The 22988-nt window shown below is 61.1% G+C and carries 22 protein-coding genes and 2 tRNA genes; 23 read left to right on the forward strand and 1 reads right to left on the reverse strand.

The window, feature by feature from the left end:
• Positions 1 to 91 precede the first annotated feature (91 nt).
• A complete protein-coding gene (locus tag OU26_RS00735) occupies positions 92 to 1102 on the reverse strand; it encodes an aldo/keto reductase (RefSeq protein ID WP_026645998.1) in 1011 nt (336 codons plus the stop codon).
• Positions 1103 to 1225: 123 nt separating this feature from the next.
• Here OU26_RS00735 and OU26_RS00740 point away from each other — a divergent pair, with 123 nt between their 5' ends.
• The 23 genes from OU26_RS00740 (at position 1226) to OU26_RS00850 (ending at position 22921) form a co-directional block, all read left to right on the forward strand.
• Entirely contained in the window at positions 1226 to 1762 is a 537-nt protein-coding gene (locus OU26_RS00740; RefSeq protein WP_026645999.1) for a DNA-deoxyinosine glycosylase, read from the forward strand.
• A gap of 141 nt (positions 1763 to 1903) precedes the next feature.
• On the forward strand, positions 1904 to 3286 hold the full coding sequence (gene glmU, locus OU26_RS00745) for a bifunctional UDP-N-acetylglucosamine diphosphorylase/glucosamine-1-phosphate N-acetyltransferase GlmU (protein WP_026646000.1): 1383 nt from the start codon (positions 1904 to 1906) through the stop codon (positions 3284 to 3286).
• A gap of 2 nt (positions 3287 to 3288) precedes the next feature.
• Entirely contained in the window at positions 3289 to 3714 is a 426-nt protein-coding gene (gene rsfS, locus OU26_RS00750) for a ribosome silencing factor (RefSeq protein ID WP_152571277.1), read from the forward strand.
• 112 nt (positions 3715 to 3826) lie between these two features.
• Positions 3827 to 4558, forward strand: coding sequence for a histidine phosphatase family protein (locus OU26_RS00755; RefSeq protein ID WP_026646002.1), 732 nt, complete (start codon positions 3827 to 3829; stop codon positions 4556 to 4558).
• A gap of 123 nt (positions 4559 to 4681) precedes the next feature.
• Positions 4682 to 5782 (forward strand): hypothetical protein, encoded by a 1101-nt coding sequence (locus tag OU26_RS00760; RefSeq protein WP_026646003.1) that lies wholly within the window; start codon positions 4682 to 4684, stop codon positions 5780 to 5782.
• A gap of 101 nt (positions 5783 to 5883) precedes the next feature.
• Positions 5884 to 5956: transfer RNA gene (locus tag OU26_RS00765), tRNA-Ala, on the forward strand.
• A 280-nt stretch (positions 5957 to 6236) separates the two neighbouring features.
• A complete protein-coding gene (locus tag OU26_RS00770; protein ID WP_152571278.1) occupies positions 6237 to 6434 on the forward strand; it encodes a hypothetical protein in 198 nt (65 codons plus the stop codon).
• Positions 6435 to 6490: 56 nt separating this feature from the next.
• Complete coding sequence (locus OU26_RS00775) at positions 6491 to 7327, forward strand: histidine phosphatase family protein (RefSeq protein WP_026646005.1); 837 nt, start codon at positions 6491 to 6493, stop codon at positions 7325 to 7327.
• Between the two features lie 190 nt (positions 7328 to 7517).
• Complete coding sequence (locus tag OU26_RS00780) at positions 7518 to 8468, forward strand: magnesium transporter CorA family protein (RefSeq protein ID WP_026646006.1); 951 nt, start codon at positions 7518 to 7520, stop codon at positions 8466 to 8468.
• A gap of 5 nt (positions 8469 to 8473) precedes the next feature.
• A complete protein-coding gene (locus OU26_RS00785) occupies positions 8474 to 9352 on the forward strand; it encodes a transporter substrate-binding domain-containing protein (protein WP_026646007.1) in 879 nt (292 codons plus the stop codon).
• A gap of 72 nt (positions 9353 to 9424) precedes the next feature.
• The gene (gene leuS, locus OU26_RS00790; RefSeq protein WP_026646008.1) at positions 9425 to 12397 is read left to right on the forward strand and encodes a leucine--tRNA ligase; all 2973 of its coding nucleotides are present in this window, start codon (positions 9425 to 9427) and stop codon (positions 12395 to 12397) included.
• Positions 12398 to 12543: 146 nt separating this feature from the next.
• Positions 12544 to 13299 carry a ComEA family DNA-binding protein gene (locus tag OU26_RS09800; RefSeq protein ID WP_193345879.1) on the forward strand — a complete coding sequence of 252 codons (756 nt, stop codon included), beginning with the start codon at positions 12544 to 12546 and terminating at the stop codon, positions 13297 to 13299.
• Entirely contained in the window at positions 13296 to 15005 is a 1710-nt protein-coding gene (locus OU26_RS00800) for a ComEC/Rec2 family competence protein (RefSeq protein WP_026646010.1), read from the forward strand. Before OU26_RS09800 ends, OU26_RS00800 begins: the two co-directional genes overlap by 4 nt.
• Positions 15006 to 15046: 41 nt before the next feature.
• Positions 15047 to 16027, forward strand: a complete 981-nt coding sequence (holA, locus tag OU26_RS00805) for a DNA polymerase III subunit delta (protein ID WP_026646011.1) — start codon at positions 15047 to 15049, stop codon at positions 16025 to 16027.
• The gene (tsaE, locus tag OU26_RS00810) at positions 16024 to 16596 is read left to right on the forward strand and encodes a tRNA (adenosine(37)-N6)-threonylcarbamoyltransferase complex ATPase subunit type 1 TsaE (protein WP_011743225.1); all 573 of its coding nucleotides are present in this window, start codon (positions 16024 to 16026) and stop codon (positions 16594 to 16596) included. The genes holA and tsaE overlap by 4 nt, the downstream gene beginning before the upstream one ends.
• A gap of 104 nt (positions 16597 to 16700) precedes the next feature.
• On the forward strand, positions 16701 to 17471 hold the full coding sequence (tsaB, locus tag OU26_RS00815) for a tRNA (adenosine(37)-N6)-threonylcarbamoyltransferase complex dimerization subunit type 1 TsaB (RefSeq protein WP_026646012.1): 771 nt from the start codon (positions 16701 to 16703) through the stop codon (positions 17469 to 17471).
• 10 nt (positions 17472 to 17481) lie between these two features.
• Complete coding sequence (rimI, locus tag OU26_RS00820; RefSeq protein ID WP_011743223.1) at positions 17482 to 18024, forward strand: ribosomal protein S18-alanine N-acetyltransferase; 543 nt, start codon at positions 17482 to 17484, stop codon at positions 18022 to 18024.
• On the forward strand, positions 18021 to 19064 hold the full coding sequence (tsaD, locus tag OU26_RS00825) for a tRNA (adenosine(37)-N6)-threonylcarbamoyltransferase complex transferase subunit TsaD (protein ID WP_003807022.1): 1044 nt from the start codon (positions 18021 to 18023) through the stop codon (positions 19062 to 19064). The genes rimI and tsaD overlap by 4 nt, the downstream gene beginning before the upstream one ends.
• A 97-nt stretch (positions 19065 to 19161) precedes the next feature.
• Positions 19162 to 19237, forward strand: a tRNA-Asn gene (locus OU26_RS00830).
• A gap of 164 nt (positions 19238 to 19401) precedes the next feature.
• On the forward strand, positions 19402 to 20352 hold the full coding sequence (gene bsh / locus OU26_RS00835) for a choloylglycine hydrolase (RefSeq protein ID WP_026646013.1): 951 nt from the start codon (positions 19402 to 19404) through the stop codon (positions 20350 to 20352).
• A gap of 211 nt (positions 20353 to 20563) precedes the next feature.
• Positions 20564 to 21025: a MerR family transcriptional regulator gene (locus tag OU26_RS00840; RefSeq protein WP_081815611.1), complete on the forward strand. Its 462-nt coding sequence runs from the start codon at positions 20564 to 20566 to the stop codon at positions 21023 to 21025.
• 13 nt (positions 21026 to 21038) lie between these two features.
• Positions 21039 to 22088: a zinc-dependent alcohol dehydrogenase family protein gene (locus OU26_RS00845; protein ID WP_021913461.1), complete on the forward strand. Its 1050-nt coding sequence runs from the start codon at positions 21039 to 21041 to the stop codon at positions 22086 to 22088.
• A gap of 74 nt (positions 22089 to 22162) precedes the next feature.
• The gene (locus OU26_RS00850; protein ID WP_026646015.1) at positions 22163 to 22921 is read left to right on the forward strand and encodes a carboxymuconolactone decarboxylase family protein; all 759 of its coding nucleotides are present in this window, start codon (positions 22163 to 22165) and stop codon (positions 22919 to 22921) included.
• The last annotated feature ends 67 nt before the right edge of the window (positions 22922 to 22988 follow it).

Raw genomic sequence — 22988 nt, forward strand, 5'->3', positions numbered from 1 at the left:
CGCCCTATGCCCACGTCTGCGAATGTTGCATCCGGTGGCCGATTGCTCGTGATCGCGCTATCGGCCACCGGATGCGCTGCGATGCCGGATTCTACCGCAGCGAGATATCGTCGATGCGGCGAAGCTCCTCTTCGCTGAATGTGGTGTTTCGGAGCGCTCCGATATTGTCGAGCAGTTGTTGCGGGCGAGACGCTCCGACCAGCACCGAAGTGACCATGCCGCCGTGCAGCAGCCAGGCCAACGCCATCTCGGCCAGGGTCTGACCACGTTCCGCCGCCAGATCGTTCAACTCGCGGATCTGCTGCAGCTTTTCCTCGGTCAACGCGCTTTTCCGCAGGAACCGTCCGTCATGGGCGATTCTGCTGTCTGCGGGAATGCCGTCTAGATACCTGTCGGTCAGCAGTCCTTGGTCGAGAGGGGAGAAGGTGATCAGTCCCTTGCCGAGACGGTGGGAGGTCTCCTTGAGTCCGTTGCGCTCAACGGTGCGGTCGAAGATGTTGTACCGGTTCTGATTGATGATGAACGGCACATGCAGCTCGTCGAGAATGGCGGTGGCCTTTTCGAGCGTCGGACCGTCATAATTGGACAGGCCCACGTACAGGGCCTTGCCACTGCTGACCGCCGTGGCGAGCGCTCCCATGGACTCTTCGAGCGGGGTGGATGGGTCCATGTGATGGTGGTAGAAGATGTCGACGTAGTCGAGTCCAAGTCGTTCGAGGCTTTGGTCGAGTGAGGCGAGCAGGTATTTGCGGCTGCCGAGATCGCCGTATGGGCCGTTCCACATTTCGTAGCCGGCTTTGGTGCTGATGATGAGTTCGTCGCGGTGGTGCTGGAAATATTCGTGCAGCAGCCTTCCGCAGTTCTTTTCGGCGGATCCTGGTTCGGGGCCGTAGTTGTTGGCTAGGTCGAAGTGGGTGATGCCGTTGTCGAATGCAGTGAACACGATTCGGCGCATGGTGTCGTATGGGGTGATGTCGCCAAAGTTGTGCCAGAATCCGAGGGATATGGCGGGGAGCTTGAGGCCGCTTGTTCCCGCATGGTTGTAGGTCATGTCGTCGTATCGGTTTGGCGATGGCGTGTAGATGGTGGTCGGCTCGAGCATGGTTCCTCCTTGAACTGCGGCGATTGCGTATTCGCCAAGTCAGAATACACATCCGCTTGCCGCGTCGCAACATGCCGCAATACAATGGTCGCGTCATGGCGCGTCCATGTAATGACAGGAGGAATGCCGATGCATGTGGAGCATGGGTTCGGTCCGGTTTGGGACGCCGAATCGCGCGTGTTGGTATTGGGTTCCATGCCGAGTCCGAAATCACGTGAGATGCATTTCTACTATGGGCATCCGCGCAATCGTTTCTGGCCTGTCATGGCGGCCGTGTTCCATGATGACAGCTGCCTGTGCGAAGGCATGGCTCCCAATTGGACGGTGCGTGCGCGCAGGGATTTCGCGTTGCGTCACCATATGGCGCTGTGGGATGTGATCGCATCCTGCGATATCGAAGGTGCGAGCGACGCGAGCATTCGCAATGCCGTTCCCAATGATTTTTCCGGTATGCTTCGTCGATCGCGGATTTCCCATATATTCACCACGGGCGCGAAGGCCGCGCAGCTGTATCGGCGGCTTTGCGTCCCGCTGCTGCGGTCTCATGGATTGGATGACGTGCCGATGACGCGATTGCCGTCCACCAGTCCTGCGAATGCCGGAATGAGCCTGCCGCGTCTTATCGAAGCCTACGATTGCGTCGGGCGCGCCGTTTCGTAGACGTTGCAAGGTATTCCGACGTCTCCGGTATTGTCCGAGCCCTCTTTATACAATCTCGGTTGCGTTGAAATCCGAAGCGTCCTCCACGAATCCGTTCGGAATGGACGCTTCCTGCGAAACCAACAAGACGGAAGGCGAAAGATGGCATTGAGCGCCGCAATCATCCTTGCCGCGGGTGAGGGGACCCGCATGCGTTCCAACAAGCCGAAGGTGTTGCACACCTTGGCGGGCAAGACGTTTCTGAATCGAGTGATGGACTCTGTTTCCGCGCTCGATCCGGACACACTTGCCGTCGTGGTGCATTATCAGGCGGAACGCGTTGCCGAAGCGGCACGCTCCTATAACGAGCGTGTCACCATCGTCAACCAGGATGACATTCCCGGCACCGGCCGCGCGGTGCAATGCGCGATGGCGCAGCTGACGCAGCAGGGCAATCTGGACGGCGCCGTGCTGATCGCGGCCTCGGACATGCCGTTGCTTGACACCGACACGCTCGATCAGCTGCTCGCCTTCCATGAGCGTAGCGGCAATGGAGCGACCGTGCTGACCACCATGCTCGTTGATCCGACCGGATATGGCCGTATCATCCGCGACAGTGACGGCAACGTACTTCGCATCGTGGAACAGAAGGACGCTAACAGCAGCGAATTGGCCGTGCACGAGGTGAACACCTCCGTGTACGTGTTCGACGCGAAGCTGCTTGCCGAAGCTATCGCCAATCTCAAATCCGACAACGCCCAGGGAGAGTTCTATCTGACCGACGCGCTCGAGGCGGCCAAGGCCAAGGGCGCGGTCGGTGCGTTCGCCGCGCCGGATCCGTTGAGCGTGGAAGGCGTCAACGATCGTGTACAACTTGCCAATCTCGCCAAGGGCCACAACAAGCGCGTCTGCGAGCGTTGGATGCGCGAGGGTGTCACCATCCTGGATCCGGACACCACGTGGATCGAGGATGATGTCGAGATCGCGCGCGACGCGGTCATTCTGCCGGGCTGCTTCCTGGAAGGTCATACCGTAATCGGCGAGGCGGCGGAAATCGGCCCGTACACCACGCTGATCAGAGCCACCATCGATGCCGAGGCGCATGTGGAACGTTCCCGCGTGCAGGAGACCCATATCGGCCGCGCTGCGAACATCGGTCCGTGGACGTATCTGCGTCCCGGCAACGAGCTCGGTGAAGGAACCAAGGCTGGCGCGTTCGTGGAAATGAAGAAGGCGCATATCGGCAACGGCACCAAGGTGCCGCATCTGAGCTATGTCGGTGACGCCGACCTAGGCGAGCACACCAACATCGGCGGCGGCACCATCACCGCCAACTATGATGGCGTGCACAAGCACCACACCACCATCGGATCGAACGTGCACGTCGGTGCGGGCAACCTGTTCGTCGCCCCCGTCAAGGTCGGTGACGGCGTCACCACCGGAGCCGGCTCCGTGGTTCGCCACGACGTTCCGGCCGATTCCATGGTCTATTCCGAAAACACACAACACGTAGTAGAGGGCTGGAAGCCCGAATGGGAGCGCTGAACATGCCTGCATTGCAAGATTCCATCGACGCCGTACGCATCGCCGCCGCCGCGGCGGATCGTATGAAGGCCACCGACATCGTGGCGTTCGACGTCACCGAACCGTTGGCCATCACCGACGCGATGCTTATCGCCACCGCCTCGAACGAACGTCAGGTGCTCGCCGTCGCCGAAGAGATCGAAAAGGATCTGTATCTCAAGGCCGGCAAGCGTCAGCCGCGGTCGCGCGAAGGCCTGACCGAAGGCCAATGGGTGCTGCTTGACTACGGTGACTTCGTCATCCACGTCATGCATCAGGAGTCCCGCGACTACTATCGTCTCGAACGGCTGTGGAAGGATTGTCCGAGCATCGACCTGCAGCTCGGCCATGCCGAGACGGCCCAGGATCAGGCGGATTCCGAGGATTCTGCGCAGAACGCGGAAGTCTGACGACATTTTTATACGGACGTGTCTTCCCATGGACGGGGAGGGCACGTCCGTTTCGTTCCGCACGGCAGGGGACGAATGAAGCAACAGTATAGGGGCTACACAGGGGAGAAGCATGCCTAGAAACGTCGAGCTTGCGCACGACGACGCCATGGCGCCGCACGTGCATTCCATCACATTGGTACGTCACGGGCGCACTTCATACAACGAGCAGCACCGGCTGCAGGGACAGATCGACATTCCGCTCGACGAAGTGGGCCTGTGGCAGGTGAAGCAGACCGCGGCCGCGCTGCGCGAACTCTATGTGGAACGTCACCCCGAAGTGCCGCACCAGCTGGTCGTCTGTTCGGACCTCAAGCGCGCGGCCGCCACGGCGCACGCATTCGCCGACCCGCTCGGCCTTGATATTCATCCGGACATCCGTGTGCGGGAACGCAGCTTCGGCGAATGGGAAGGCATCTCCGTCGAGGAGCTTGCCGGACGTTTCCCGGAGGACTATCTGTCATGGGCCCAGTTCCGCGGAGGCGAACTCAAATACGGCGCCGAACCGAAGCAGGAGGTCGGCAGACGTGGCGTCGAAGCACTGAACGATTGGGCCTCGAAAGCCGGCGAGGACACCGACCTGTACGTGTTCTCTCATGGCGCCTGGATCTCCCAGACGCTGCAGACCTTGTTGGATCTGGATCAGGTGCATGATGATTTCGCGGACATCCTTTCGATGCGCAACGCCCATTGGGTGCGACTGGTGCCTCTGGAGCTTCAAGGCACATTGCGCTGGAGACTGGCGGAATACAATCATGGTCCGGCGATCGCCTACACCGAACAATGGGAGCATCCGCGTCTGTAGCGTCTGATCTGACGGAATCTCGATGCGACCGGGGAGGGCGGCGAGCGCCCTCCCGATTTTTTTTCCAAGCTTTTCACAGAATCGCAGGTTTTCCCCAAGCGCAATCGGCTACCGTCATGGATTGTGAGAAATTTTTTCAAGGGAATATCATTCTCGTCGATTTTCGCGGGCGCTCTCGCCGCGGTGACGTCGTTCCTGCTTTCCGCGAAAATCGGTATCGCGGGATCGGTGATCGGTGTCGCGGCCGGCTCCATCGTGTCCGCCGTGGCGACGCAGGTGTATAAGAACGTGCTCAAGGCTTCGGGTGAGAAGCTACAAAGTGCCGTGCCGTTTGTGGGCAACGACAAGAACGACGCGGAAGACACGAAGGACAAGGATGGAAAGGCGAGCGACGCCACCACGGTGATCGCACCCGTCGCATCCGAAGGCGACAAGACCACCACAATGCCCGCAGCCGACGCGGATCAGACGCAGGTGCTGTCAGCGGACGACGATGATGCGACCGGGACGATGTCTGCGGCGTCCGGCCGAGTCATCTCCTCCGCGCAGGCCGATGGACGGGAAACGCACCTGCTTCCAGAGGATTCCGTCGGTGGACGTTCCAATGGACAGATTCAGCATGCCGGTCGCCGAGCAGCGCTCAACGCTTGGTTGCATGGCAAGTATGCTCCAATCGTCATCGCCATCGTCAGCGCCCTGATCGGCGTGGCCGTGAGCGCGGGACTGATTCTGGCGTTCACCGACGGCCATGGAACCGACACCGTGGTTCGTGATGTGGTCAACAACAGCAAGCAGACGCCGTCCTCCGACGATGACGACGACGATTCCACCTACGGCACCGGCGATGGCACTCAGGATGACACGCAGAATCAGTCCGGCACGACCGACACCGACGAGGACACGTCCAAAACCACCACCAAGAACAGTGGAAAAGACACTGGCAAGAAGACGGACTCCTCGACCGGCGGCACCGGCTCATCCACTACCGATTCCGGTTCCTCCACCAAATCCGATACCAACGATTCAAGCAAAACGGACACGTCCACGGATTCCAACCAGTCGTCAAGCGGATCGATCCCGTCCACCGATTCCGGACAGAACACCGGCACGTCGAACGGTTCGAACGGTTCGACGGACACGAGCCAGAACCAATCGCAGACCGGTACCACCTCCAATGGCACGTCATCCGACACGTCCGGCAGCGGAACCGGCTCCACGAACTAGCCTCGCATGGCATGTCCAGGCATCCGCCTCTATGCGACACGCCGAGGATTGCATGATTCTGCTCTGTGTTGTATCTTAAACAAGGTTTGCAGAGCAGACACGGGGCTATGGCGCAGCTGGTAGCGCATCTCCATGGCATGGAGAGGGTCAGGGGTTCGAATCCCCTTAGCTCCACAGACAAAGGCTTCCGAAGATTCGGAAGCCTTTTTTCGTATTTCAATCCGTGGTCGGCGGCTGTCCATCCGCCATTGGCTGAACCGGCTTTGCCGCCATCTCCTGCAAACCGCCATGGCACACTACCCCCATTGTGGATGACTGTGGATAGGAGCTCCCCATCCACCTATCCACAGATTCGTCGGCACCGGTGGCGGACGGCGCCGATTCCTGCCATGTTGGTTCCTACGGACGCTCGAAGACGATTGTCCCGAAGAAAGCGAAGGAAGGAGAACGCAAAATGGCGTCACCATCCCCAATCAGCCGCCAAACGATGCTGCCGGCGGTCCTGTCCACGATACTGGCATGCATCCTGGCCGCGGTGTGCGCGATGATCCTGACCGATGGAGAGATGCTGGCCGTGATCGTCGCCACCGCGGGCGCGTTGCTCGCCGGAGGAATCCTGCTGCTGCGCATGTGCCAGACATCCGATTGCTGACGCATGGCGCAAGGCAAACGCTGACAGCCGGCAGAACGTGCGGATACAATGAAGCCATGATCGACGAAGTACTATTCCTGCGCCATGGACGCACCTCCTACAATCTCGCCCGACGTCTGCAGGGGCAGATCGACATCCCTCTCGACATCGTCGGCCGATGGCAGGCGGATCAAAGCGCATACGAACTCGCCAAAACCTATTATTGGGCGAAGGTCGCGCATCTCGCCGAACATAATGAGCAGCTCGCGCAACCCTCCTATGGGGGCGCTCATCTCGCCAGTCTTGACGAAATCAACAATGCGCCCGCCGCCCGCCGCCGCATGATCGTCGTCTCCTCGGATCTGTTCCGCGCGAGGCAGACCGCGCACGCCTTCGCCGATCTCATGGGACTCGACGTGGAATCCGACCCTCGGCTGCGGGAACGCAGCTTCGGCGAATGGGAGGGCATGACCCGCGAGGAGATCTGCGAACGTTACGCCGACGATTACCGTTCCTGGCGCGCCCACACCGGTGGTGAGACCAAGCATGGCGTGGAAAGCCGCGTCCACACCGGACGCCGCGGCGCCGAAGCTGTGCGGGACATCGTCGCCGCGCATGATGACGACACGCATCCGACCACGCTGTTGCTCGTCGGCCACGGATCATGGATCGTCGCCACCGTTGCGGTGCTGCTCGACATGGATCCGGACGACCTCAACAACATCGGCGCCATGCGCAACGCCTTCTGGACGCGCATGACCCCGCACTTCAATCCCGTCGACCCGACGCTCCGCACTTGGAAACTGGAGGAATTCAACCAAGGTCCGGCCATCGCCGCGACGGCCGACTGGGAGAACGGGCCGGAGTCGTTGCGCGCGCCCGGCATGCAGTCATGGAAGCCGATCGTCCAATAGATGGCAGAAAATCAGCCGAACCGGCCCGCAAGGTGAACGCTTGATGAAATCATCGCCATTCGTGCGGCGAATTCTCGCGGTGGGACTATCCTTGATAAGGTTGTTTGCCCGACCGTGCGGAGCGCTGTACGGCATCCGGGCTTCCGTACAGCGATAGAACGTTGGAAAGCGCGAAAGGCGGGTGAGAGACATGTTGAGAATGTTCAGAACGATTAACGGCCAGGTGGAGCAGATCCAAAAACCTGAGAACGGCTCCTGGCTGTGCCTTTCGGAACCCACCGACGTGGAACTCGCTAACGTGTCCATGGAGGCCGGCGTCGATCTGGCAGACCTGCGTGCCCCGCTGGATGACGAGGAACGCTCACGCGTCGACGTCGAGGACGATTACACGATGATCATCGTGGACATTCCGACCGTGGAGGAGCGGGGAGGCCGCGACTGGTACGAGACCATCCCGTTGTCGATCATCATCACCCAATCGGCCATCATCACCGTCTGCATGCAGGACACTCCCGTGCTGCATCCGTTCATGGAAGGCACCATCCGCGGCTTCAACACATACATGAAGACGCGGTTTATCCTGCAGATCCTGTACCGCAACGCCACCATGTATCTGCGCTATCTGCGCATCATCGACCGGGAAAGCGACAAGCTCGAACTCAAGCTGCGTCATTCCATGCAGAACCGCGAAATCCTCATGCTGCTGGAGCTGAGCAAAACATTGGTCTACTTCACCACGTCACTCAAATCGAACGAGATCGTCATGGAGAAGCTGACCACGTTGCCGCGGCTCAAGCAGTATCCAGAGGATGAGGATCTGCTCGACGACGTCATCACGGAAAACAAGCAGGCCATCGAGATGGCCAACATCTACAGCGGAGTTCTTGCCAACATGACCGACGCGTTCGCGTCGATCGTGTCGAACAATCTGAACAACGTGATGCGCATCTTCACCATCATCTCCATCACATTGTCCATCCCGACCCTGATCTTCTCTATGTACGGCATGAACTTCCAGCATGGCATGCTTGGCATGCCATTGACGGACAAGCCTTGGGGCTTTGCGGTCGTCATCGGCGTCTCCGTGGTCATCTCCGCGATCGTCACCTGGTTCCTCACCCGTTCCCGCATGTTCAAGTGATGCGTATGGGTGGAAGGATTCGTCGTGTGGCCGCGGCGGCAGGCGCGGTGTTGATGGCAATCGGCATGGGGGGCTGTGGCACGTCGGTTTCCGTGGTGACCGAAGGCGCGGCGCAGGGGCCGACGATCGCGATCGGCGTCGCGGCCGACCAGCCGGGGCTTGGTTGGCTGCATGGAGGGGAATATTCCGGTTTCGACATCGACGTCGCCAAATACGTGGCGAAGACCTTGGGATACGCGGAAAAGCAGATCGTGTTCAGGCAGTTGACGCCGGATGCGAGGATCTCGTCACTCGCCGACGGCACCGTCGACATGATCGTGGATTCCTTCTCCGTCGACGGCGCCCACGATGGCGAAGCCGATGTCGCGGGGCCATATCTGACCGTGCATGAAGCTTTGCTGGTGCGCACCGACGATTCGTCCGCGGTCAAAGGAGCTGACGACCTGTCCGGCAAAACCGTATGCGCGGTCACCGGCAGCGCGGCCGCGCACGATATCCGCGGCCGTGCCGAGCATGCGGTCGTACGAGAACGCGGCACGTATCCGCAGTGCGTGACGGCGCTGATGATCGGCGAAGCCGACGCGATCGCAACGGACGATGCGATCGCGACCGGTCTGGCAGCCAACAATACGGGCGACCATATGAAGATCGTCGACGTCCCTGACGTCGAATGGTTCTACGGCATCGCCGTCAAATCGGGGCAAAGCGAACTGGTGGGGCAAATCGACGCCGCGCTGCGGGCGATGGTGAAGGACGGTTCATGGCAGCGGGCCGCCGATGACATGAACGGAACGATCGGGTACGTTCCCGACGCGAAGACGAATCCTCCTACGGCATCAGCCCAGGATTCCTCCTCCGATTCCTCCGCGTCGTCGGAAAAATAACGGGAACGCATGTGCCTGAATAGTGGTTGATTCGTTGCGAAGTGTCCAGTTGCGCGGCTAATTTCATGCATTATGAGTGACACCGAGAAAAGCGCGCAGGCGCAGTCGAACGAATCCGCCGAACCGGCGTTCCGCTACAATGCGAAGCTGGCGCAGGGCATCGAAGAGAAATGGCAGAAGATCTGGGATGATGAGGGCACCTTCTGGGCCGCCAACGTCAACGGTGATCTGAAGGACGGCAAAGGCCGCAATGCCGAAGGACGCCCGTCCTACTTCGCGATGGACATGTTCCCATACCCGTCCGGCAAGGGTCTGCACGTCGGCCATCCTCTGGGCTACCTGGCCACCGATGTGGTCAGCCGCTACCACCGCATGAAGGGCGAGAACGTGCTGCACGCCATGGGCTATGACGCGTTCGGTCTGCCGGCCGAACAGTACGCCGTCCAGACCGGGCAGCATCCTCGCATCACCACCGAGCAGAACATCGCCAACATGCGCCGCCAGCTGCACCGCATGGGTCTGAGCTTCGACAACCGTCGTTCCTTCGCCACCATCGATCCCGGCTACGTTCGTTGGACCCAGTGGATCTTCTCGCGCATCTATGACGCGTGGTATGACGAGGGCGCCACGAACCCGTCCGGTTCCAAGGGCTGCGCACGCCCGATCAGCACGCTGGTCGAGCAGTTCGAATCCGGCGAACGCGCCATCCCGGGCTTCGAGGGCAAGGCATGGTCCGATCTGACCGAAGCCGAGCAGGCCGACGTGCTCAACGACTTCCGTCTGGCCTACATCTCCAAGTCCCCGGTCAACTGGTGCCCGGGCCTGGGCACCGTGCTCGCCAACGAGGAGGTCACCGCCGAAGGCAAGTCCGAACGCGGCAACTTCCCGGTGTTCCAGCGCGAACTGCGCCAGTGGTCCATGCGCATCACCGCGTACGGCCACCGTCTGATCGAGGATCTCGACACCATCGACTGGCCTGAGAAGGTCAAGCTCATGCAGCGCAACTGGATCGGCGAATCCCACGGCGCTTCCGTGCATTTCGACGTCGAGACCCCGGATGGCGTCAAGGACATGGAGATCTACACCACCCGTCCCGACACGCTGTTCGGCACCACGTTCGCAGTCGTCTCCCCGGAACACCACCTGCTTGAGAACGTTCCGGAAGAATGGCCGGCGGAAACCCCCGAGGATTGGAAGGGCGGCTACGCCACCCCGGTCGAGGCCGTGAAGGCGTACCGTCTGGCCGCCGAAGCCAAGACCGCCAAGGACCGCGTGGACGAGGCGGGCGAGAAGACCGGCCTGTTCACCGGCCTGTACGCCATCAACCCGATCACCGGCGCTAAGCTGCCGCTGTTCACCGCCGACTACGTGCTCATGGACTACGGCACCGGCGCGATCATGGCAGTGCCGGGCGGCGATCAGCGCGATTACGATTTCGCCGTCAAGTTCGGCCTGCCGGTCATCTACACCGTCAAGCCGCTGCCGGAATCCGGCGACGACCTCGCCAACTATGAGGGCAAGGCGCCGTTCGTCTCCCATGACGGCATCGTCATCAACTCCTCCATCGACGCGACCAAGGCCAAGGGCGATTCCCTGAGCCTCGACGGCCTGCGCGTGGACGAGGCCATCGACAAGGTCAACGCCTGGCTCGAATCCGCCGGCGTCGGCAAGGGCACCGTCAGCTACCGTCTGCGCGACTGGCTGTTCAGCCGCCAGCGCTACTGGGGCGAGCCGTTCCCGATCGTCTACGGCGAGGACGGCACCCCGCACCTGCTGCCCGACGACCAGCTGCCGATCAACCTGCCGGACGTGCCCGACTACAGTCCGAAGACGTTCGATCCGGACGACGCCGAATCCAACCCGGAGGCGCCGCTGAGCCGCAACGAGGATTGGGTCAAGGTCGAGCTCGACCTGGGCGACGGCAAGAAGACCTACTACCGCGACACCAACACCATGCCGAACTGGGCCGGCTCCTGCTGGTACTACATGCGTTACCTCGACCCGACCGACACCAAGCACATGGTGGAGAAGGACGAGTTCGACTACTGGATGGGTCCGGACCACAACAAGACCGCCGGCAAGTCCGGCGGCGTGGACCTGTACATCGGCGGCGTCGAACACGCCGTGCTGCACCTGCTGTACTCCCGTTTCTGGCACAAGGTGCTGTTCGACCTCGGCTACGTCGACTCCATGGAACCGTTCCACAAGCTGTTCAACCAGGGCATGATCCAGGCATACGCCTACACCGACGACCGCGGCCAGTACGTGCCGGCCGCCGAAGTGGTGGAGGGGCCGGCCGACGCCAACGGCGAACCGACGTTCACTTGGAACGGCCAGCACGCCAACCGCGAGTTCGGCAAGATGGGCAAGAGCCTGAAGAACATCATCACGCCGGATGACATGTATGAGAACTACGGCGCGGACACCTTCCGCCTGTACGAGATGGGCATGGGCCCGCTGGCCGAGTCCCGTCCGTGGAACACACGCAACGTGGTCGGCTCCATGCGTTTCCTGCAGCGCCTGTGGCGTAACGTCATCGACGAGACCACCGGCGAGGTGCGCGTCACCGACGGCGAGCTTGACACGAAGACGCTGAAGCTGCTTAACAACACGATCGCCGACGTGACCGTCGAGATGGAGGCCATGCGTCCGAACACGGCCATCGCCAAGCTCATCGTGCTCAACAACCATCTGACCAGCCTCGACGCCGTGCCGCGCGCCGCCGTCGAACCGCTGATCCTGATGCTCTCTCCGATCGCCCCGCACATCTGCGAGGAACTGTGGAGCAAGCTCGGCCACACCGAATCCCTGGCGCACGCCGACTGGCCGAAGGCCGATGAACGTTACGTCGGTCAGGATTCCGTCACCGCGGTCGTGCAGATCAAGGGCAAGGTGCGCGCCAAGCTCGAGGTCTCCCCGGACATCGATCCGAAGGAGCTGGAGAAGATGGCGCTCGAAGCCGTCGCCGACCGACTGGGCGGCAAGGAGCCACGCAAGGTCATCGTCAAGGCTCCGAAGATCGTCTCCATCGTCCCGGCGGAGTGACGTTCCGCACGCCGAGCACCTCTTTAGGAAGACATGAGGCCTTCTGCCGTCCGGCGACACGCCGGACATGTGGATAACCCATGTTCTCCGACCACAGGGGTCGTTCCGGCTGGACAATGTGCCCATGCATCCTCCAACTTGGATGCATGGGCACATTTGTTTCTCGTTCCAAGCGTTTCATCCAAGCCTCCCGCGTAGCTGGCGGCGACATGGACGTGCCGCTCGCCACGATACGGTTACGCGGACTCAGCCTGCCTGGAAACGTGCCCCGGCGTGGCGCCCCTGTCGGACCGCGGACGGAGGAACCGGACGAACCGTCCTACTTTATGGAACAAGCTGTTTCCAAGCGGACGGCGCATGGAGCGAAGCCGACATTGGCGGAGCTTTCCGGAGTCAGACCGGCAGATGGCGCGGATGACATGGAACGGCCGAAACGGGACAGGCCACGATTGGCGTTCCGGCCGTTCCACGCGCTTGTCGCCATCCTCGCACTGTCGTGCGCGTTGTGCGCGAGCCTGACCATGCTGGTGCAGCAGGCCATGCATTACGGCGCGATGCAGCGAAGCCAAACCGCGCAATCGCAGGAGCAATCAAAGCAACAACAATCACAGCAGACTGGACAGGAGGCTCCTCAACAGGCTCCGCAGCAAACTCAGACGACACAGGAACCGCAGGAGCAGCCAGCCGAGCCGACACAACCTCAATCGAACCAAATCGACATCAACACGGCAGGTCTGGAAGAACTGCAGACGCTCAAAGGCGTCGGACCCGTCACCGCGCAACGTATCCTCGATTATCGGGCGCGAATCGGCCGATTCGATAGCATCGACCAACTGCTGGAGGTCAAGGGCATCGGCGCGAAGACCTTGGCGAAATTCCGCGAACAGGCGTGCGTGCGATGAACGGCGGCGATTATCTTGACAGGGAGCGTGGAAGCCGTGATTGGCGGTTGCTTCCGGCTGCGTTGTGCGGTTGGGCGGCAAGCCTTGCAGCCCATGCCGGTTTCGACTATTGCATGAACCATGATGGCATATTGGGATTGCTGCCGATTGTCATCATCGGCACGGTGCCGTTCGTCGCCGTCTCGGGACTGGCGTTCCTGCGATTATCCGAGCCTCTTCGACATTGGCTGTCCATCTGGCATGCGAGCGTCACAATGTGCGCGGTCGCGGCGGTCGCATGCGCGTCCTGCGCGCTGGTATACGATCTGCTGCAATGGCGCGATCCCGCCTCCAGAGCAGCGGCTGGAGGGGAAGTCGTCGCCGTCATGGTCATACGCGCCACATCGTCGGCCGTCAGCTCCGACCGACGTTCGAACGATTGCCGTCTCGACGCGCGCACCCTGTCTATCACCATTGACGGCATACAGCAGAACAGCTCGGCGCGCATACGCGTGTATGCGGATCAGCCCGAATGCGGAAAACTCAGACAAGGCGGCACGTATGAGATCTCGGGCACGATTTCCGAGGCGGAATACGGCGCCATGCCATTGTGGCTGACCGACGCCGTAATGGTCGAACGGGTCAGATCGCCAAGCATGCCGATGCGTGTCATCGATACGATGCAGCAGGCGTTCCTCACGCAGACCGCACAGTTATCCGACCAAGGAAAGATACTGGTTCCGGGACTGACCTTGGGCATCCTCGGGCAGGATTACGTCCCGGTCGAAGGAGCTGACGCCGGCATCGACTCCACCTACGCAACACAGGTCGAAGACGCGTTCCGCCGGTCGGGAATCGTGCATCTCATGGCGGTCAGCGGTGGCCATCTGGCCGTGGTCGCCGCATTGGTCCGCGGCGTCTGCTCATTTTTCCTTGCCCCACGCCGGGTTTCCGCGTTGCTGGTAGCCTCTGCGTACGTCATGTTGTCGGCGTGCGTATTCCCGTCGGATTCGGTGTCCCGTGCGCTGATGATGGGCCTGTCCGGCGCGGCATGCCAGTTTCTGGGCAGACGGGGACAAGCGATGGCGTCATTGAGCTGGATCACATTGGCCATGCTGATGGTATGCCCACAGATGTCGCAAAGCTTCGGATTCGCTTTGTCCTGCGCCGCGGTGCTCGGCATCGTGCTGTTCGCCGGAACGCTTAACGCATGGATGATGCCAGTCATGCCACGATTTATCGCCGAAGCCATGTCCATGACCATTTCGGCGCAGGTGTTCACCCTGCCGATCCAAGTGCTCATCGAACCGGAACTGCCGATATTCTCCGTGCCTGCCAACCTGGTGGTGGCCCCATTCGTGGGATTCTCCACGTTGGCCGGTCTGGCAAGCCTGACGATCTCATGGCTCATTCCCTGGCTGGGACTGCAATTAGCCCGCGTGGCATCCTGGGGCACTTCGGTCATGGAGCTGACCGCGCTTCATTTGGGATCCGGAGAGCGGGCGACGATTCCTTGGGCCGGAGGAATCAAAGGAGCGGTACTCGTCTGCGTCGTGGAAGCCATATGCGTCCTGTCAGCCATCGCCACGCGCCGGATCCTCACCGCAATGATCGTCCAGGAACCCGACCTGCCCGGAAAACGACTCATCGTCAATCCCGTGGAACGACTGCGCATGTGGGCCGAACGCACCAGGAAAACATTGCGCGATCTGCAATGGGAACAATAAGCCCATCCACTTTGTCCACCGATACGGCGAGATTGAACAGTATGCCAAAACCATCCGCAGCCACCACGCCCTTCCACCTCGTATGCGGAGGCGACTCGTACCTGAACGACCAGACGGTGCGCGACCTCAAACACGAGGCGCAACGCCGGTATCCCGACGCGGAAACCATCGAACTCGACGCGGCAAACGCCGACCATTACGCCTTCGACGAAGCGGTAAGCCCATCATTGCTTGCGGATCGCGCCATCGTCATCGTCACCAACCTGCAGAACGCGGACGAAAAACTGGGCGACGCCATGGTCTCTTACTGCAGACAGGCGTGCAAGGAGCCGGCGGACGCAAGCATCGTCATCTGCCAGCATGAGGGCGGTGTGAAGGGCAAACGTCTGGTGGAGCAGCTCACCAAGGCCGGAGCGTACAAGGACGCTGTCGCCGACCTGAAGAAGCCCGAGGCCAAACTCAACTTCGTCATGCAATGCTTCGAACGGCGCAAACGCCGCGTCGAGCCGATGGCCGCGCAGCAACTCGTGGCCGTGTTGGGGGATAGGACCGGCGAGCTTGCGGCCATGGTCGGCCAGTTATGCTTCGATTTCGACGACAATCCCATGACGCTCGACCGCGTCAACCAATATCTCACCTCCAATCCGCAGGTGGATGGCTTCCGTGTCGCCGACCTCGCGTTGTCGGGACGTACGGCGGACGCGATCATCGCCATGCGATCGTCCGTGGAACAGGGCACCGCTCCGATCGCGCTTATCGGCGCGCTGGCCATGAAGCTGCGGACGATGGCGAAGGCGTCGGCGGTGCGTGCGGGCACCATTTCCACGGCCGAGGCGAAAACGAACCCCTGGGTGTTGAAGAACGCGACCCGGCAACTATCCGGATGGACGTCAAGCGGCATGAGCGCATGCATCCAGATGCTCGCATGGGCCGACGAGCAAAGCAAAACCAATGGCTCGGACCCGGTCTATGCTTTGGAACGGTCCATCGAACTGATCAGCCGCAAAGGACGTGCCGCATGAGCAACACCATTACCATCACAGCCGCCACCGGCGAGGACATGCAGGCGTTGGGGGAGCGTTTGGCGAAGCTTGCCCGTGGAGGCGACGTGCTGTTGCTGTCCGGTCCGCTTGGCGCCGGCAAGACCACGTTCGCGCAAGGGTTCGGCGCGGGACTTGGCATCGGAGAGCCCATCGTCTCGCCGACCTTCACCATCGCACGCGAGCTTGAGGGACGGTTCGCGGACGGTTCGCCGGCGCATCTGGTGCACGTCGACGCCTACAGGCTCGGCGGCAACGCCTACGCGCCCGGACAGGACACGGTCGGACGGCTATTGGACGAATTGGAATCGCTCGGCTTGGACGAGGAATTGGAGGATCCGGGCGAGCATACCGTCATCCTGATGGAATGGGGCGAGCAGATGGCCGCCGCATTGGCTCCGGAACGGCTTGAAATCCACATCGACCGTCCGCTTGACGCGCCCGCCGTGACCGCGGACGGCGAGCTGACCAGCGCGGGCGCACGCACGGTGACGTTGGTGCCGGTGGGCGCTGCCTGGGATTCGTTCGATTTCACCGCGGGAAAACGCTGACCCTGTCTAAGACGCATCCGACGTGGCCGACCGCACCGCATGCCGTGGCTTCCAGCGCCGGTTGTACAGTGGTTGGCAGTTTGGCACAAGGAGTTTTCAAGCATATGCAGACACTGGTGATTGACACCTCATATGGTTCGACCGTAGGCGTGGTCGGACATGAACCCATCGTCGAAACGGATTCGCGCACCCATGTCGAGAAACTGCAGGTGAACATCGCGCAAGCCGTCGAACAGGCCGGACTGCAGGCGTCGGACATCACCCGCATCGTCGTCGGCGTCGGACCGGCGCCATTCACCGGCCTGCGCGCCGGCATCGTCGCGGCCAAGGCATTGGCCTTCGCCACAGGCGCGCAACTGGTCGGACAGGACGTGCTCGCGCCGCAATGCCTGGCACATACTCAAGCTACGGACGATCGCCGCCATCTGACGCTTGCCGTCAACGACGCGCGTCGCCGGCAACTGTATTTCGCGCTGTATGACGGCGGCACCGTTGCGGACGGCGTCGGACAATCGCCCATAACGTTGATCGACATGGACATCGACTATCCGGATTCCATCACGATGCGCGTCAATGACGTTCTTACGAAGCTCGCCGACACGGGCAAGTCGTACGTCGTCGACGTCATCGGCCATGGTGCGGTCAAATACGCGCAGTCGTGGAATGCGATTGCCTCCCTCGGCGAAGTCGACGACCATGCTCTGCTCGACGAAGGCGCGGAAGGATTGGCGCGATTCGCGGCCTTCACCACCAGCGAACAGGCGTTGGCAGAACCGACCCCCGTCGAACCGTTATATCTGCGTCGTCCGGACGTGTCAGTGCCCAACCCGCTCAAGCATGTGCTCAACCATGCCGGCGCCGAACGAACGGAGTGACGGCACGCCCATGATTGTCGACCATTCCCAGATTCCGGAAGACACCGCCGTCGGACAGATCGCCGCATTGGAAAAGGACCTGTTCGGCCGCGGCGCGTGGAGCGAACAGTCCGTACGGCAGGAATTCCACGCTCCGGCACGCACGTATCTGCTCGACATTGAAGGCGATGCCGTACAGACGGCGGATCCCGTCGTCCGAGGCTACGCAGGCTACTGGTACGACGGCGACGACGCGGAGATCATGACGATCGGCGTCGGCAGACCATACCAACGGCAGGGGATAGCGGCGGCGCTTCTCGAAACACTGATCGTCTCGGCGCGTCGGCAGGGCGCCAAACGTATGCTTCTGGAAGTCCGCGTCGACAACGTGCCGGCATTGGCGTTGTACGAAAGGTTCGGCTTCACGCGGATGGGATTGCGCAAACGCTACTACCAGCCAGAAGGCATCGACGCGTACACCATGAGCCTCGACTTGGAGCCGCGCGTCGTCGGCTTCAGCGCAACAGCGGATACAGAGCACACTTCAGCAACACACACAACGGAGCAGCAATGAGCGAACCAATCGTACTCGGCATCGAATCGACCTGTGACGAAACGGCGGCGGCCGTGGTGCAGGGACGCACCCTCATTTCCAACGTGGTCGCGTCCTCCATGGACGAGCACGCCCGCTACGGCGGCGTGATTCCCGAAATCGCCTCTCGCGCGCACGCCGAAGCGTTCGTGCCATGCGTCTCCAAAGCTCTGGCCGACGCGAACATGACGCTGTCCGACGTCGACGCGATCGCCGTATCCGCGGGACCCGGCCTCGCCGGCTGTCTCGCGGTCGGCGTGTCCGGCGCGAAATCGTTGGCATGGGCCGCGAACAAGCCGATCTACGGCATCAACCACGTTATCGGACATATCGCGGTGACGCAGCTGCAGTTCGGACCGTTCCCCAAGGACACGCTTGCGTTGATTGTGTCGGGCGGGCACACTTCGCTGCTGCATGTCGAAGACGTGGCGCGGCATATCGACGTGGTCGGCACCACGCTCGACGACGCTGCCGGCGAATGCTTCGACAAGGTGGCGCGTCTGCTTGGTTTCCCGTATCCCGGCGGCCCGCACATCGACCGTCACGCGCAGCTGGGCAACCCACATGCCATCAAAGTGCCTCAGGGCCTTACACAAGGCAAGGCGGGGCAGCAGCATCCGTACGATTTCAGTTTCTCCGGCGTGAAGACGGCCGTGGCGCGTTGGATCGAACAGCAGCAGGCGGAAGGCAATGAGATTCCCATCGACGACGTGTGCGCGTCGCTGGCCGATTCCGTCGCGACGGTGCTCGCCAAGAAGGCGATGCGCGGTTGCGAGCAGTATGGTTCGAAGACCCTGATCGTTGGCGGCGGCTTCTCCGCGAACTCCCAACTGCGCGCCAAACTGTTGGAGGTCGGAGCCAAGCATGGCGTCGAAGTGCGTATCCCGCAAATCAAACTGTGCACCGATAATGGCGCTATGGTGGCCATGCTGGGAGTGAACCTGGTGGAGAGCGGCGTGAAACCGTCCGAACCGGATTTCGCAATCGATTCCGCCATGCCGTTGACGAAGATCAGCATGTGACGGTAGTCCCGCCGCAGCAGGGGAGACACGCGCGGGATTTGCATTTTGCGTTTTACCGCGTATGATTCATGTTTTGTGCACGGCGTGCATGGAGTATTCCTGCGTAGCTCAGTTGGCAGAGCATCCGACTGTTAATCGGACGGTCACTGGTTCAAGCCCAGTCGCAGGAGCCATTCGAAAATCCACTTGGAAACAAGGGGATTTTTTCATTTTTAACGACTCTTGGCATTTTTGGCCACCCTTCATGTTTATCCGTCGGCGGAAGCCGTGGTTCGTCCAGCCGTCCATGCGTATGATGAACGCACCGGGTCAATCAAACAAAGGAAGGAAGTCCATAATGTGCACTGGCGTTCGTTTCTCCGACGAAGAGGGAAACATGTATTTCGGCCGCAACCTCGACTGGAGTTTCTCATACGGCGAAAGCATCCTGGCCACTCCACGCGGCTACCACTACGACAACGTGTTCGGCGCGAGCGGCAAAGCCAAGCCGAACGCGGTGATCGGCGTGGGCGTGGTCATGGCCGACCGTCCGATGTATTTCGACTGCGCCAACGAGCATGGTCTGGCCATCGCGGGATTGAATTTCCCCGGCTACGCGGAGTTCGTGCATGAGCCGGTCGGAGGCACCGACAACGTCGCGACCTTCGAATTCCCTCTGTGGGTGGCACGCAATTTCGATTCCGTCGACGAAGTCGAGGAGGCGTTGAAGAACGTGACCCTCGTCTCCCAGATCGTGCCCGGCCAGCAGGAGTCGCTGCTGCATTGGATCATCGGCGACAGCGAGCGCAGCATCGTCGTCGAACAGATGGCGGACGGCATGCATGTGCACCATGACGACGTAGACGTGCTGACCAACCAGCCGACGTTTGGCTTCCATATGGAGAATCTGCGCAACTACATGTGCGTCGGCAACGAGATGGCCGAGCCGGCCACGTGGGGCAAGGCGTCCCTGTCCGCTTGGGGCGCGGGTGTGAGCATGCATGGCATTCCGGGCGATGTGAGCTCCCCGTCGCGTTTCGTGCGTGTGGCTTATGCCAACACGCATTATCCGCAGCAGGAAGGCGAGGCGGCCAACGTGTCTCGCCTGTTCCACACCCTTGGTTCCGTGCAGATGGTTGACGGCATGGCGAAGATGGGCAACGGCCAGTTCGAACGCACGCTGTTCACCAGCGGATATTCGTCCAAGACCAACACGTACTACATGAACACGTATGATGATCCCGCCATCCGCTCCTACGCGATGGCCGATTTCGACATGGATTCCTCGGAGCTGATCACCGCCGCCTGAGCATGCGTGGGCTTTTTCGTCCGTCGGTTCCCATACAGACGGACGAAAAAGCCGCACGATTGCCGAAAAGGACATGAAAATGGAGTCGTGCGACAGATCCACTTTTCGGATACCGGCTCTTCCATTGCCCGCTCAATGCCGTTTGACGTCGGACCAATACGACACGCCGGAATATGGACTTCGAGCACTTTAAGTTTTTAGAGTGCGGGATATGAGCAATACGACGACCACCTGGCATTCGATCCGTGAGGCGTCCATGATTTCCGGACTGCCCGAATCGACGTTGCGTTATTACGAGCAGATCGGCATCATCGATCCGATCGCCCGCGATCCGAGTTCAGGCCACCGAGTCTATTCGGACAAGGACATCGAATCGCTGACCACCATCGCATGCCTGGCGGCGACGGGCATGCCGCTTGAATCGATGCGCGAATACCTGAAGAACCGTTTCGACGGTCCGGAAGGCGCCCGACGGCAGATCGAACTGCTCGACGCGCAATCGCTGCGTCTGGCCGCGAAAGCCGAGGCCCTGCGCATCCAGCAGGCGTACGTGTCGCTCAAATCGCTGTACTGGCGAGCCATTGCCGACGGTCATGAGGATGAGGCCAACCGCATCCTGGAGGAAAACAAGGACGTCATCGACAACGTCAAGAAACAGCAATCCCACAAATAAGAGGAGGAAATCCATGAAAGCGGCGATTTATAAGGGCATCAAGCAGATGGCCTGCGAGGAGCGTCCGAAGCCGGGCATCGTTGACGGCGGCGATGCGATTATCCGCGTGGTGCGCGCCTGCGTGTGCGGCTCCGATCTGTGGTTCTACCGCGATGGTGGCAAACCCGTCGACAGCCAGGCTGGCCATGAGGCCATCGGCGTCGTCGAAGCGGTCGGGGAGGATGTCACCATCGTCAAGCCGGGCGATTTTGTGATCGTTCCGTTCCCATACAGCTGCGGCAAATGCCCGGTGTGCAAGGCCGGTTTCGAATCCAGCTGCCCGCATGGCGGCTATTTCGGCGATGAGGACGGTATGGGATGTCAGGCCGAATACTTGCGTGTTCCGGAAGCCGAAGGCACTCTGGTCGTAGTTCCCGGCGATGCCAAGACCTTCTCCGATGAGATGCTCGCCTCGCTGCTGACGCTGTCCGATGTGATGGCGACCGGCTATCATGCCGCGGCCAGCGCCGAGGTGAAGCCGGGGGATACGGCCGTCGTGTTCGGCGATGGCGCGGTCGGCTTGTGCGCCGTGCTTTCCGCCAAGCTTATGGGTGCCACGCGCATCATCTCCATGAGCCGTCATACCGACCGTCAGGAGATCGCGAAGAAATTCGGTGCCACCGATTTCGTCGAGGAACGTGGCGACGAGGCTGTGGCCAAGGTGCTGGAGATGACCGATGGATACGGCGCGGACGCGGTGCTCGAATGCGTCGGATCGGCCTTGTCGAACGACACGGCCATGAAGGTGGCCCGTGCCGGGGCCATCGTGGGTCGGGTGGGCCTGCCCCACGACGTCGAAGCCGATATTCCCGGCCTCTTCTTCCGCAATGTCGGTCTACGCGGTGGCCCGGCCGCGGTGCGTACTTATGACATGCGGCGCCTGCTCAAGGAGGTGCTGGACGGCAACATCAATCCCGGTATCGTATACACTGGCGAGTACACACTGGATGATATCCAGGAAGCGTATGCCGCCATGGACGAACGCAGTACCGTCAAGTCGCTGCTGCGGGTCAGCGAAGTCTGATTTCGTGGTGCCCAACGATATTTGAAACGATGGCATTGGGCTCGAATTGAGCCGCGTGAGGGAAGGATATCGACATGTTCGAGGAACTGCATAGGAAGATGAACGCGTTCTGGAACAACGACAGGACGCTGTCGCAGACCGATCCGGAATATGTCAAGCTGTTTTCCGACTTCGCTTACGGGGAAGTGGTGAACGAGCCGGGCGCGAACCATCCCGATCTGGACGACAAGACCCGCTCCCTGGCGATCCTCGCGGCTCTGGTCGGCTGCCAGGGTCTCGACGCGTTCGAAATGATGCTGCCGGTCGCCTACGAGACAGGACTGACGTCCGTGGCCATCAAGGAGATGATCTACCAAGCCACCGCATACTGCGGATTCGGGAGAACCCTGCCGTTCCTGAAGAAGCTCAACGTTTTCCTTGGAGCCGCGAACGTGCATCTGCCGCTGGAGCCGCAGGGCACGACCACGTCGGAGACCCGCGCGCAGGCCGGAGAGGACAAGCAGGTCGAGATCTTCGGCGAGAACATGCGCGGATTCGCGCAATCCGGACCGGAGGAGACCCGGCACATCAACAAGTGGCTGGCCGACAACTGCTTCGGCGACTACTACACTCGCGGCGGACTCGACACCCGCGAGCGCGAAATGGTCACGTTGTGTTTCCTGGCCGCGCAGGGTGGTTGCGAACCGCAGCTTACGGCGCATGCCAAGGCGAATATGGTCGTCGGCAATGAGAAGGCGTTTCTAATCGCGGTGGTCTCGCAGTGCATGCCGTATATCGGCTATCCGCGTACGTTGAACGCGATTCGTTGCATCGATGAGGCTGTGAAGGGCTGACCTGCCCGTTAAAAACGCCGGCAAACAAACAAAGGGCTATCCGCCGAACAAGACGGATAGCCCTTCC

The organism is Bifidobacterium ruminantium DSM 6489, assembly GCF_000770925.1.
Lineage (GTDB): Bacteria > Actinomycetota > Actinomycetes > Actinomycetales > Bifidobacteriaceae > Bifidobacterium > Bifidobacterium ruminantium.